This is a genomic window from Ruminobacter sp. RM87 (assembly GCF_000701925.1).
Lineage (GTDB): Bacteria > Pseudomonadota > Gammaproteobacteria > Enterobacterales > Succinivibrionaceae > Ruminobacter > Ruminobacter amylophilus.
This window is the reverse complement of sequence record NZ_JNKD01000066.1, coordinates 1-13644: the sequence shown is the minus strand read 5'-3', so window position 1 is coordinate 13644 and position 13644 is coordinate 1. Positions and strand designations below refer to the sequence as shown.

At 45.4% G+C, this 13644-nt stretch carries 11 protein-coding genes, 1 pseudogene and 1 other annotated feature; of the genes and pseudogenes, 8 read left to right on the top strand and 4 right to left on the bottom strand.

The window, feature by feature from the left end; translation table 11 throughout:
- On the top strand, nucleotides 1–302 hold a 302-nt coding region (locus T489_RS15250; RefSeq protein ID WP_031578367.1), incomplete at its 5' end, for a hypothetical protein.
- A 40-nt stretch (nucleotides 303–342) separates the two neighbouring features.
- Here T489_RS15250 and T489_RS0110605 read toward each other — a convergent pair.
- Both T489_RS0110605 and T489_RS0110600 read right to left on the bottom strand, forming a co-directional pair.
- Complete coding sequence (locus T489_RS0110605) at nucleotides 343–1341, bottom strand: bile acid:sodium symporter family protein (protein ID WP_232218310.1); 999 nt, start codon at nucleotides 1339–1341, stop codon at nucleotides 343–345.
- Nucleotides 1342–1403: 62 nt separating this feature from the next.
- Nucleotides 1404–2294, bottom strand: coding sequence for a carbohydrate kinase family protein (locus T489_RS0110600; RefSeq protein WP_031580009.1), 891 nt, complete (start codon nucleotides 2292–2294; stop codon nucleotides 1404–1406).
- Between the two features lie 496 nt (nucleotides 2295–2790).
- Here T489_RS0110600 and T489_RS0110595 point away from each other — a divergent pair, with 496 nt between their 5' ends.
- Entirely contained in the window at nucleotides 2791–3453 is a 663-nt protein-coding gene (locus T489_RS0110595; RefSeq protein WP_031580008.1) for a hypothetical protein, read from the top strand.
- 101 nt (nucleotides 3454–3554) lie between these two features.
- On the opposite strand, the gene T489_RS0110590 is transcribed toward T489_RS0110595, so the two are convergent.
- Nucleotides 3555–4913 (bottom strand): MATE family efflux transporter, encoded by a 1359-nt coding sequence (locus T489_RS0110590; RefSeq protein WP_037319671.1) that lies wholly within the window; start codon nucleotides 4911–4913, stop codon nucleotides 3555–3557.
- Between the two features lie 356 nt (nucleotides 4914–5269).
- Nucleotides 5270–5370, top strand: a sequence feature (Trp leader region).
- A gap of 44 nt (nucleotides 5371–5414) precedes the next feature.
- Between T489_RS0110590 and T489_RS0110585 the strand changes: the two genes are divergently transcribed.
- From T489_RS0110585 to trpA, 6 genes and pseudogenes are all read left to right on the top strand, one after another.
- Nucleotides 5415–6965: an anthranilate synthase component 1 gene (locus T489_RS0110585; RefSeq protein WP_031580006.1), complete on the top strand. Its 1551-nt coding sequence runs from the start codon at nucleotides 5415–5417 to the stop codon at nucleotides 6963–6965.
- 3 nt (nucleotides 6966–6968) lie between these two features.
- Nucleotides 6969–7541: pseudogene (locus tag T489_RS15480) on the top strand (aminodeoxychorismate/anthranilate synthase component II); the annotation flags it as partial.
- Nucleotides 7539–8579 (top strand): anthranilate phosphoribosyltransferase, encoded by a 1041-nt coding sequence (gene trpD / locus T489_RS15475; RefSeq protein WP_232218311.1) that lies wholly within the window; start codon nucleotides 7539–7541, stop codon nucleotides 8577–8579. The pseudogene T489_RS15480 and the gene trpD, both read left to right, overlap by 3 nt.
- A 2-nt stretch (nucleotides 8580–8581) precedes the next feature.
- Entirely contained in the window at nucleotides 8582–10075 is a 1494-nt protein-coding gene (trpCF, locus tag T489_RS0110575) for a bifunctional indole-3-glycerol-phosphate synthase TrpC/phosphoribosylanthranilate isomerase TrpF (RefSeq protein WP_084155501.1), read from the top strand.
- Nucleotides 10076–10167: 92 nt separating this feature from the next.
- Complete coding sequence (gene trpB / locus T489_RS0110570; protein WP_031580003.1) at nucleotides 10168–11370, top strand: tryptophan synthase subunit beta; 1203 nt, start codon at nucleotides 10168–10170, stop codon at nucleotides 11368–11370.
- Nucleotides 11370–12185 carry a tryptophan synthase subunit alpha gene (gene trpA, locus T489_RS0110565; protein ID WP_031580002.1) on the top strand — a complete coding sequence of 272 codons (816 nt, stop codon included), beginning with the start codon at nucleotides 11370–11372 and terminating at the stop codon, nucleotides 12183–12185. The genes trpB and trpA overlap by 1 nt, the downstream gene beginning before the upstream one ends.
- Nucleotides 12186–12406: 221 nt before the next feature.
- Here trpA and T489_RS0110555 read toward each other — a convergent pair whose 3' ends face one another.
- A complete protein-coding gene (locus tag T489_RS0110555) occupies nucleotides 12407–13000 on the bottom strand; it encodes a hypothetical protein (RefSeq protein ID WP_031580001.1) in 594 nt (197 codons plus the stop codon).
- Nucleotides 13001–13644: the final 644 nt, after the last annotated feature.

Here is a 13644-nt window from a genome sequence, read left to right as displayed (position 1 = left end):
AGGTTTTGAACGGAGGTGAACGCCTCTACGCAACAGGTTCAACATATAAGGGAAAAATATTCATTCACCTTCTGGCTCAGACATTGAGGATGATGATGTGCGTCACCGCTGCAGGACATAAAGCCGAGGGAAAAGTACTCCCTGGAGAATCATTGGAAAAGGCAATGATACAGCTTAAAAAGCTTCAGGCTACCAAAGCCCCGGGAATAGGTTCTTACATAACAAAAGAGATCCCTAAAAAAACCAGAGATCTCTTCGACTTATTTGGCATACCTTACCCTAAGAAGCACATCAAAAATTAGAAACTATGATCTGCGGAGTTAGGGGTTCAGAAAAGACAGGTTAACCGTTATACTGAATCCTGCCTAGATTTTCGTCTTTTTCCGAAAAACGGGCCATTATGCCTGCAACCACAGCCCCTGATATATTGTGCCATGCACTGAATATGGCACCTGGAACGGTTGCAAGTGCAAGACCTGAAAAACAGGTACCTGCAAGAGTGGTCGCCATACCGGAATTCTGCATTCCGACCTCAATGGCAATGGCATTGCGTTCCGCCATGCCGATACGAAACATTCTGCAGATGAGAAAACCCATGGCATACCCGATGATATTATGCAGTACCACCACCGCTACAATGGTCAGTCCGTTTTCAAACAGCTTTGCACTGTTGGCATCAATTACCACTCCGACAATCATGCAGATGGCCAGGCAGGAAACGAGAGGCAGATAATTCACTATCCTTCTGGTAAAACCGCTGAAAAAGTAATTGAAAAGACAGCCGGCAAAGACAGGAATAATCACTATCTTCACGATATCAAGAAACATTTTGACGGCATCAACATTAATTACCGCATGTTCGACCGAGCTGGTGTACAGAGCTATATAAAGAGCTGTCAGAAGAGGAGTGACAAACGGAGCAAGAAGAGTCGATACGGCAGTCATTCCCACTGAAAGAGCAACATTGCCTTTTGCCATAAAGGTCATTACGTTTGAGGCAGTACCGCCGGGACAGCACCCGACAAGAATAACACCTACCGCAAGTTCAGGAGGCAGTCTGAAAAGCATGCACAGAAGGAAACCGGCAAGAGGCATGATGAGAAACTGAGCCATTTCACCGAAAATCACGTTCTTCGGATGATAGACCAGTACCCGGAAATCGCTGAATTTCATGGTCATTCCCATACCGCACATAACCACAATCAGCAGATTCGTAATATTTATCCAGCCGTTGAAGAATTCGGGATTGCCGACCCAGGAAGTAAAACTGTTATCGACAAAATATGCAAATATGGTTACCAGAACCACAATCAGAGACAAATACCTGCTAACGTATTTCACTGTTTTCTCCAATATAAACCTAACGTGTTTTTGCTCTTACATTTGCGCTGACACAGACAATGTTAATGAATGTTTTTTTCGATTTCATCAGGTGTCACGAAACCGTCGGCGGCTCCGTGGCTTCTGACTTTCAGAGAGGCGAACATCTGAGCTCTTCTTAACGCCTCAACGGGAGTAAGGCCACTGAGATGATAGTGAAGATAAGCTGAAAAGAGCGCGTCTCCGGCTCCGACAGTATTTTTTACGTTATCCACGTGACAGGCTGGCTGTTCAACGATAACGTTCTGGTGCGGCATATACAGCATGGCACCTTTCGCCCCCATTCCCAGAACAATGACCTGATTATGGTAGCGATCACCTAAAGCTCTGAGAAAATCCTTCTTATCCCAGGATATTCCTTCATCACTCAGAAACAGTATATCCGCATAACGCATGAAATCCCTGTTATAGTCATCGTCCGGATTTGACAGGACGTGAACATCGGTAGCTATGAGTTTATTCCTTTTTTTGGCCATATCCAGCAGCGGACGGCTGAAATTGATGTTGCAGGCGACAACCGCATCAGCATCATCCAGCATATTACCGGAAAAGTCATAAGCGGTTTCCTGAATATCCTTGAGGTCGCAGTATATCTGTCTTCTGCCGGATTCATCATAAAGTACGACGGAAGCCGGCGTATCTTTGAGTTTCCGTACCACGTGACCTGTTTCAATACCCAGCCGTTTCAGCTCGGCGTAAAACATGTCGGCAACCAAATCATTTCCGACAAGTGACGCCAGGCTGACGTCATTTCCCAGAACCGTCATGGCTTTGGCTATGTTGAAAGCCACTCCGGAAAGAGAACTGTTTACACCGAAGAAATCATAATCTATCGGATAGTACTCAACCGGAAATCCGCGGATACGTGCGGTGGTTTCGTAATTCAGCAGACCTGATACCAGAACTTTGCTCATATATTCCTCAACTTACATGACTTCTGTTTTTCCGCCTCTCACTTTTAAAAGAGACGACAGTTCCAAAAAATCATGACAACAATCGTTATTTATCCTTAATGATGAAATGGACTTAATCCATCACTGCAGCATCATTTTATCACCTATGCAGTTTTACTTTACAGTGATTTTTCTCATGTTCTCATGACCTAAGGCTTAAGGCCGTTACGGAATTTTTCGGTGATCTTACGTAAAAACAATCCGCACGCATTATCATTTTTATTTACACATGCAACATTTTCACATTACAATACAACATTAACAAGAACACAATCAGTATATAAGCAACGTATGTTAGCATTTTATTAACATAATATCGGTTTTGTTATATCATATATAACACTATTAAACAATCAATGGCACTACAAAAACTGAAGAATTTTCCGAAATCTCCGGAAAAACGGTATTTATACGGAAATAACTTCACAAAGATTATTTAGAAAAGAGAAAATAAAAAATGACATATCAAAAAGAAAAAACAGAAGCATACGCTACTTCTCAAATTGAACGTAATATCACATTAAGTCTTGAAAAACCGCAGATAATGATGACAAGAAGTTTCTCACATATAAGAAAGGTTCTTTATTTCGTTGCCACTCAGATGCCGCTTCCGACCTTAAAAATAGAAGATTCCATAAAGCAGTCAATGCAGAAATTCATCAATGATACCTGGCTGGAAGTTGAAAATTACTATTCTGAGATTGAAAATGAGTACGCCGACAAATATAAGGAAAAACAGCTGCCGTCTGACAGTTATCTTTGCGTAAAATCATCTTCAGAAAAAGAGTTCAAACTGATGGTAAACTGTCCTGCAGTATCCAGGTTCATCAATTTAATTGTGCGCTACGACATACTGCTCAAGAAAATTGACTATTACTGGCTGACAGGACATCTGGATGACGTTGCCAGATTACAGATCTCAAAACTTCTGGATAACAAACTCGGAAAGCTCATCAGCAACATAAGCATCGTTAACAAGGCTCTGATTACAAAGCAGTTTAATGCACTGGGCTTTGGCGGAACCGCCGATCTCCGGAATGAAGAAATCGCCATGGAGACTGAAGACAGCGAAGCTGAAAACGACGATGAAATTTCTCCTGAAGATCAGTCAGTTGCATAATCTCATACTAACCTGCAGCTTCTTATAACTGCAGAATTTCTTCTGAATTATCCTCGGACAGATGTCCGAGGATTTTTTGCATCGAATAAGTATGGCGGTTCCTATCCATGCTGTTTCACTGTGAGCGGAATCAGATGCCTGTTTTTGAATCTTATATAGGCTATGATAATAGCCAGAGTGGTAAAGAACCAGCTTACCGGATAACAGGTCATCAGTACCGCAAAATCCGGACTGCGTGAAAAGACGGTATAAACCCATATGATGCGGATACCGCATATTCCCGCCAGAGCCATCATGGCCGGAGTAAGAGACCTGCCGTACCCTCTCATGGCTCCGGACATCACTTCAAGAAAAACATTTATGCCTTCAGGAAGCAGAATAAACATGAGACGGAGTCTGCCAATCTCAATAACATCAGGATCATCAGTAAAAAGAAGCAGGAACGTACGGGCGAAATACAGAAGGAATCCCGAGAGAAGAAGGGTAAGAATCATGTTCTGCCACAAACAGACCCTGGTAATCTCAAAACATCTTTTTATATTGCCGACGGCGTAATTCTGTCCTATAAAGGTTGTAGCGGCCTGTCCGAAAGAGTTCAGCAGGAAATACACCAGAATTTCCATGTTGAAGGCAGCTGCCGAAGCGGCCATCACATCTGCCCCCAGACTGTTTATCGCAGACTGAATGCAGGTGTTGGACAGCGAAAACACCATTCCCTGAAGAGATGCAGGCAGTCCTATCTTAAGGATCCTGTTCATGATGGCTCTGTCAGGTGTAAACTGTCTCAGACTGAAACTGAAGGTCTCGTTCTTTCTCAGGAAAAAAATAAGCATCAGCGCACTCACCGCACTGGCAGCTACAGTCGCAAGGGCAACCCCCTCCACCTTCATGTTGAGGCATGTTATGAAAAATATATTGAGCACCACGTTAATGATGCCTGCAACGGTAAGACACAGAAGAGGAGTTCTGGTGTCACCGTGACTTGCAAAAACCGCGGCCCCGCAGTTGTATACGGCAGTCAGAGGCAGCCCCGCCATGATGATTTTAAAGTACAGGGAAGCCTGATCCATCAGTTCAGGAGGCACATTGAGAAGCCCCATGATGTACGAAGAACACAGAATGGCGACGGCTGAAATAAAAGCACTCAGAACTAGCACCACGGCATAGCCGGTGTGAACGGTTCTGCTGATTTTTTCCCTGTCATTCAATCCTATGAATCCGGCACTAACGACATTGATACCCAGGGCTATGCCGATAAAGAGATTCACCATCAGGGCTACAACGGGCGTATTGCAGCCTACGGCCGCCATGGCATGCTTGCCCACATAATGTCCGACAATGGCAACGTCAGTCGCATTGAATATCTGCTGAATAACTCCGGTTATCGCCAGAGGTATCGCAAAAATAAATATCTTGTCCCATAATGAACCGCTGAGCATGTTCATGTTAGTTTTAGCCATAGCCGTCCCAGCCTTTTCGCTTATATGTATTCTAATGAAATTATAACTGTAACGGCGTAAAAATATAAGTACCGCGGACTCACCGAAGTACATGTTTTTCAGAAAACGGCATCTGTCGGATTAACGGCCCGGAACAGCAGGCAGGCAAATGCATGTTTTTTAAGCAAAATGCCTATAAAACAGCCATTTTCAGGCACTTGAAGATAAAACACTGTCGACTGATATGAATACACAATGATCTGTATCAAATTATTTTAAAATTCTCTTGATATCGTTTTTTAAAGTTTGTAGAATTACAGCAGTTGATAAATCTTTTTCAGGATTAAAAAATGTTTTTTTCAAAGTTATTTAATGCATTCTCTTGGTGGCACACTCGATAAGACGCGGGTGGAATTGCACATGCTTAAATAACATAGCAAGATTCTTGAAAGGCCCGCAGAACTGCGGGCCTTTCTTTTAGGTTTTAGTTTAAAGATACAGTAACAAAAGGAACGTTAGATTATGACGATTGATTTGATAAAAGAAGAAAGCGGTCATATCAGTGATCCGCTGGCACTCTTCTACGAATTGACCAATGGCTCCAGAAACAACATTCTGCTGGAATCCATGGAAATTCATACCAAGGCGGGTACCCAGTCTCTTCTCGGCGTGAATTCTGCATTAAGAATCAGCTGCCGCGGTCTGCAGGTAACAGTACAGATTTTAAACGGCAACGGCCGTGCAGCTGCAGAACTCTTAAAGAAGGCTCTGCCTGCTGAAGTCAGACTTGAAGAAAAGGCTGACTCTCTGGTTATTACCTACCCTGAAGTTGACAGAAGCCTTGATGAAGACTCACGTCTTAAATCACTCACCGTCATTGACACTCTCAGACAGATTCTCAGACTTTCTCCTGAAATCAGTGATCCTAACGACTTCCTTCTGGCTGGTATTTTCGGATACGATCTCATCGCTTCCGTGGAAAAGCTTCCTGAAGTAAGCGAAGGCGTAAACACCTGTCCTGACTACTGCTTCTATCTCCTTGATACCGTGGTTTCCATTAACCATCTCAAGCACAACTCCGTAATTCACGGCGTTATCTTCAGCAGTGATGAAGCTGAAAACATAAAAGAAAGAGTGTACTCAATCAAAAAGAAGCTTGACGCCTATCAGGAACCTGAACGTCCCGCAGAAATCTCCATCAAGGGCAGCAGAGTTGAAACCGACATCAGCGACGAGGATTTCTGTCATATTGTTGAACAGCTTAAAAAGAATATCTTCAGGGGCGATATATTCCAGGTTGTTCCGTCAAGAAGCTTCATGCTTCCATGCCCGTCTCCAATCAACGCCTATCACAAGCTCAAGCACACCAATCCTTCCCCTTACATGTTCTACATGCAGGACGAGGACTTCATCATTTTCGGTGCCTCACCTGAAAGCTCAGTAAAATACACCAGCTCCAACCGTCAGGTTGAAATGTACCCTATAGCAGGTACCCGCGGCCGTGCCCGTAAAAAGGACGGTACCATTGACCTCGACAAGGACAGCCGTCTTGAACTTGAATTACGTCAGGACAAGAAGGAAAACGCAGAACATCTGATGCTGGTGGATCTGGCAAGAAACGATATCGCCAGAATCAGTGAACCAGGCACCAGATACGTAAAGGATCTTCTGAATGTTGACCGTTACAGTCACGTAATGCATCTCGTATCCCGTGTAATCGGCACACTCAGACAGGAACTTGACGCTCTTCATGCATATCAGGCATGCATGAACATGGGAACTCTCACCGGAGCTCCAAAGATTAAGGCATCAGAACTTATCCGTCAGACCGAAAAGACCAGACGCGGCAGCTACGGCGGCGCCATCGGTTTCTTAAGCGGTGACGGCAGTATGGATACCTGTATTGTTATCCGCTCTGCATTCGTGAAGGACGGCAAGGCCTTCGTACAGGCAGGCTGCGGTGTCGTTTACGACTCTCAGCCTATGGCCGAAGCAGACGAAACAAGAAAGAAGGCGGCAGCCGTTCTCAACGCCATTGCCCTTTCACATGGTACCAACTTACAGGAGCTCTGATAAATGAAGCAGATATTTTTACTGGACAACTTTGACTCTTTCACCTATAACCTGGTCGACCAGTTCCGCAGCATCGGTTACGCCGTAAGCGTATACCGCAACTCAATCAGCGCTGACACCATCATCGAAAAGATGTCAGCATGTGAAGGCACTCCTATCCTGGTTCTTTCTCCGGGACCGGGCAATCCTTCCGAAGCCGGCTGCATGCTTGAACTTATCGGCAAGGCCAAGGGAAGATTTCCTATCATCGGCATCTGTCTCGGTCATCAGGCAATCTGTCAGTACTACGGCGGTACCGTAGGACCTGCAGGCGAAATCGTTCACGGCAAGACCTCCTACATCACTCACAGCGGTGAAGACATGTTCAAGAAGCTGCCTAACCCTATGCCTGTAGCACGTTATCACTCACTTGTGGCCACTTCCGTACCTAAATCTCTCGAAGTTATTGCCGACTACAACGGCATGGTAATGGCAGTATTTGATCGTCACAACAACGTTCTCGGTTTCCAGTTCCATCCGGAATCAGTAATGACCGCCGACGGTCCGCAGCTTCTCATTCAGAGTCTTGAATACATGGAAGTAAACCAGACCGTATGCGAAAAGAATCCTATCGAAAAGCTCTACAACAAGAAGGATCTAACCAAGGAAGAAGCATACTCTCTGTTTACCGACATCTTCACCGGCAAGACGGATCCGGTTATGCTCGGTTCAATTCTTACCGCTCTCAAGCTTAAGGGTGAAACCATTAATGAAATCGCCGGTGCGGCCGCAGCAATGATCGGTGCAGCCACTCCGTTCGAACTCAATCGTGATTTTGAAGTCGGTGAAATCGTAGGTACCGGCGGTGACGGTCAGCACACCATCAACATTTCCACCATGAGTGCCATTCTGTCAGCTTCTTTAGGTCTTCACATTGCCAAGCACGGCAACCGCGGTGTTTCATCAAAGACCGGGGCTTCAGACCTGCTCGACGCTTTAGGCGTAAATATCAGAATGTCTCCTGCAACAGCCTTCAGAACACTTAAGGAACACAACTTCACCTTCTGTTTTGCTCCTGTATACCACGTAGGAATGAAATACGCCGCTCCTATCCGCAAGACACTGGGAACCCGTACCATATTCAACATTCTCGGACCTTTAACCAACCCTGCTCACGCTGAATATCAGGTTATCGGTGTATACTGCCGCGACCTGGTGGAAATCATGGCCCGGGTTCTTAAGGCCAACGGCGTAAAGAGAGCCATTGTGGCTTACGGTTCAGGTCTCGATGAATTTGCCGTTCATGACGAAACCTACTACGCCGAACTTAAGGAAAACGGCTCCATCGAATACGCTACCGTAACCCCTGAAGCACTCGGTCTTGAAAGATACTCAATTACCGAAATCCGCGGCGGTGAACCTGAAGAAAACAGAGACATCACCCTGCAGATTCTGAGCGGTAACGGTACTCCGGCTCAGAATGCGGCCGTAGCCATCAACACCGCCGCCCTGCTTTACCTCGGCAGAAAGGCTGCTTCCCTCAAAGAAGGCGTGACAATGGCTCTGAATGCACTCAAGAGCGGTCAGGCAATAAGAACCCTGAACGAAGTTATCGCCTCAACTAAGGAAGATTAAGAATGGCAGAACCAAGAACCAAAGGACAGGCTCTGTGCGCGGAGCTTAAGGCAAATCCGCGCATCAATGCAGCATCAATAGACGGAAACGTTCTGTCCACGATTCTCAACGCCAAGGTTTCATGGCTTGAACGCAAGCAGCAGGAACTGCCGCTGGAGAGCTTTGCAGGTTCCCTGAAGAAATCTGAAAGAAGCTTCTATGACGCTCTTACCCGTGACAGAACCGTATTTATTCTGGAATGCAAAAAAGCCTCTCCGTCAAAGGGGCTTATCAGACCTGAATTCAATCCGGTGGAAATAGCCTCCGTATACCGCAGATATGCCAGCGCCATTTCCGTACTGGCTGATGAACCGTTTTTCCAGGGTAAGTACGAATACATTGCCGAAGTAAGCAGAGCCGTGGACATTCCGGTACTGTGCAAGGATTTTATTTACGATCCGTATCAGGTGTATCTTGCAAGACACAACAATGCCGATGCGATTCTGCTGATGCTGTCCGTGCTTACCGATGAAGCCTATACAGAGCTTCGCGATCTTGCACACAGCCTCGGTATGGGAGTTCTGACCGAAGCATCCCATGAGGATGAGATTGAAAGAGCCATCAGGCTCAATGCCAGAATTGTCGGCATCAACAACCGCAATCTGAGAACACTTACCGTGGACCTCAATCAGGTAAGAAAGCTGTCTGCACTGGTTCCGGATGACCGCGTCATCATCAGTGAATCCGGCATCTACACTCATGACGAGGTTCTTAATCTCCGTCATTATGCGAACGGCTTCCTCGTAGGCAGCAGTCTGACCTCCGAACCTGACATAGATAAGGCGTGCAGACGTCTCATATATGGTGAAAATAAAATCTGCGGTATCACCAGAATCGAGGATGCCGTAAGCTCCCATAAAGCGGGAATTTACTACAACGGTTTGATTTTTGCGGAAAAATCACCACGATATATAACACCTGAGAAGGCTAAAAGTCTTATAATTGCAGCCGTCAATGCCGGATGCAATCAGGAATTCGTGGGAGTTTTTGTAAATACCCCTGCGGAAAAGGCTGCTGAAACAGCAGCTTTAACCGGCATCAGCGTAATTCAGCTTCACGGCAGTGAGGACGGAGCCTACATCAGTGAGCTTGCCGCCATTCTCAGCGAAAAGAAACTGAACGTGAAAATATGGAAGGCCGTACCGGTAAAGAACAATGTATATCCTGCCGAACTGGTAAATGAGTACCTGGAAAACTCCGGCATAGACCGTGTTCTGCTGGATACCGGAAACGCTTCCGGATTCGGAGGTACGGGACAGACCTTCGACTGGTCCCTGGTGACCGGAGACAGAAGCAGAATTATCGTGGCGGGAGGTCTCAATCCTGAAAATGCCGCAGCGGCAAGGGATATGAGTGAAACCGTGGGTCTCGATTTAAACAGCGGTCTGGAAGACGCTCCGGGAATAAAGAATCCGGAAAAGATAGCAGCCGCGCTTAAAGCCGTAACCAGCTATTAAGACGGGACCAGAAGAATAGAAAAGTGGCACGCTTCCGCATTCATGAAAAAGCGTGCCGAAAAAAATTGTTAAATAAAGGAAATTAAAAAGAAATGTCTACAGAAACTCTTTTAAATCCGTTTTTCGGTGAATATGGCGGTATGTACGTACCCCAGATCCTTGTACCGGCTCTTTTACAGCTTGAAAAAGCATTCGTACAGTACAAGGACGATCCAACTTTCAAGGCTGAGCTGAGTGACCTGCTCTACAACTATGCAGGCCGTCCTACTCCGCTGACTCTCTGCAGAAACATCACCAAGGGCACCAAGACCAAGATCTACTTAAAGCGTGAAGATCTGATGCACGGCGGTGCTCACAAGACCAACCAGGTACTCGGTCAGGCTCTTCTTGCCAAGAGAATGGGCAAGACCCGCATCATCGCCGAAACCGGTGCCGGTCAGCACGGTGTGGCAACTTCCATCGTATGCGCCCTTTTCGGTCTTAAGTGCCGCATTTACATGGGTGCTGTTGACGTTAAGCGTCAGGAACCAAACGTATTCAGAATGAGACTTATGGGTGCTGAAGTTGTACCTGTAACCACCGGTATTGCCACTCTGAAGGAAGCCTGCACCGAAGCACTCCGCGACTGGTCTGGTTCTTTCGAAAACACCCACTACATGCTCGGTACCGCCGCAGGTCCGCATCCTTTCCCTTCAATCGTTAAGTACTTCCAGAAGATTATCGGTGAAGAAGCAAAGCAGCAGTTCAAGGAATTTGAAAACAACAAGCTCCCTGACATCGTAGTGGCTGCCGTAGGCGGCGGTTCAAACGCAATCGGCGTATTCACCGACTTTGTTAAGGAAGAAGGCGTACGTCTCGTTGGCGTGGAACCTGCAGGCTACGGTATCGAAACCGGCAAGCACGGTGCTCCGTTAGGTCACGGTGCAAAGGGTATCTTCTTCGGCGCACGTTCATACAACATGCAGGACAAGTACGGTCAGATTCACGAATCTCACTCCATCTCTGCAGGTCTGGACTTCCCTTCAGTAGGTCCTGAACACGCCTACCTCAAGGATATCGGCCGTGCCGAATACAACTCAGTTACCGATGAAGAAGCTCTCAACGCCTTCAAGGAATTATCACTTCACGAAGGTATTATTCCGGCACTTGAATCTTCTCACGCACTGGCATGGGCTCTTAAAGAAGCCAGAGCCAATCCGGAAAAGGAACAGACCATTCTGGTTAACCTGTCCGGTCGCGGTGATAAGGATATCTTTACTGTAGCTAACATTCTTAAGGAACGTGGAGAATTTTAATGAGTCGTTATGAAAAATTATTTGCCCGCTTAGAGGCTAAGAACGAAGGTGCTTTCGTTCCTTTTATGACTATCGGTGACCCGACAGTTGAAGATTCATTCAAGGTATTAAGCGCCCTGATTGACGGCGGTGCCGATGCTCTTGAACTCGGTATTCCTTTCTCTGATCCGGGTGCTGACGGTCCTACCATTCAGCAGTCAGACCGCAGAGCCCTGAACAGCGGTGCCAATACCGTTAACTGTTTTGAAGTAATCAAGAAGGTCAGAGCCAAGTACCCTGATACCCCTATCGGTCTTCTGATGTACGTGAATCTGGTATTCGCTCCCGGCATTGATACCTTCTTCAAGCTCTGTGCCGAAAGCGGTGTTGATTCAGTCCTGATTCCTGACGTTCCTCTTCAGATGATTGAAATGGAACCTGTATGGCAGGATGAGGCCAAGAAGAACGGTGTTGATCTTGTTATGCTGGCTCCGCCTAACGCTGATGACGAAACTCTCAGCAAGATTGCAAAGAACTGCCACGGCTACATCTACCTGCTGAGCAGAGCAGGTGTTACCGGGGTGGAAAAGGAAGCAGGCAAGCCTATTTCCCATATCGTTAAATTCCTGAAGGAAAACGGTGCTCCTCCTGCACTCCTCGGCTTCGGTATCAGCAAGCCTGAACATGTTAAGCAGACTATTGCCGACGGTGCTGACGGTGCAATCAGCGGCAGTGCTCTGGTTAAGATTGTTTCAGAACATCTGGGCGACATCGACGCCACCTACGAAGCCCTGAAGAAATTCGTTTCAGAAATGAAGGCTGCAACCAAGCGCTAATCCGGCGTATTCTGAGAACTGTGGGCTGTTACGTACGGTCCGCAGTCTGTCACTGCTCCGTCTGCGACATCTGACACACCGGAGTATTTTAATGCTGACCGGACAACCGTAATGATAGGCATCACCATTGTCCGGTAACACAGCCACCGAAAGATTCGGAAAAACATCGTGGAGACTTGCTTCAGGCTTATACTTCTAATTCCTTTATCTACGATGTCTTTTTAGCAGATGTGGCCTTCTTTCTTCAATGCATCACAATGCTTCTCTACGGCTAAAAACGCTACAACAAGCTTGATTATCTCTGGTTTTTTACGTCCAAGCCACAAAGTTGCTTGTAAATCATCGATATGCTTTTCGGGAACGCTTGCGAATTCCTCGGCTATTAATGTTATTAATTCTTCGCTGGCATTCTCTATCTTAGCACATGCGACAATCACGCTCGCTATTTTTGAGAACATATTCATGTTAATCAATGTATCATCTATTTCGGGTACACGCATCTTAGCAAACCTTGCATTTTTATACAGTCGATCCATTATGAAAGCTTCCGTTTTATACGGGCTGTTTTCATTAGACTGATACTTAACACCCTCAGCTACCTGTTGAATAATTTCATCAAGAAGAGATATTTTTTTCTCACTAATGATTAAATTTGTTTCATAAAAATGTTCAAGATTGTCAGAAGCAGTCACTTCTGTTACAGTATTGTCCCATTCATAAATAATACCGTCACGAAGAACAAATACACGGTCAGTTTCGCGAACTGGTTCACAGATGGCAGGTACATATCGATCACAATTATGAATCTCATGCATAATTAAAATTCTCCAATTTAAGTAAATATCCCTTGTATTTACTACACAGGGGCCTTTGAGTAAGTAATTTTATATACTTATCTCGCACTAGTAATCTTCAGCTTCCTATCTGACTTTTGCTTCAGCCTCTTTTCCTGATATTTCTTCAACAACCTCCTTTGCTGAATTTTTCCACCATTTCTATCAAACTGGCTTAAGATGTGCATTTATTGATGAGCCATGTATTCTGACAGCTACTATGGTGCACATAACCCAGCCTAGATGTTCCAAACCTATGGCTACTAATCATGCCATACTATACATCCTAAATTTCTCATAATAGCTACTTTTTACCTTAATTAGTAAATGGTCTAAAACATCAATTTCAAACCAAAACACCACACAACAATAAACTACAACTTTAAGATATCTAAAAAACCTGAGATACCATAATATGCTTTGCGGCTACAAATAATTCATCTTTTGAACTATTCAGTTAGATGGTAGAAAGCATATTGCCCCATAAGTCAAATCTTTATGTTACGAAAAACAGCCTCCTGGGTAGTTTTCTAGCCCTGTTTTTCACACACTTCCTTAAGAATTCTGCACATCTCCTTTGTTTTTCGAATATATTCCTCATAGGAAAGATCGGGGAAATAAACCTT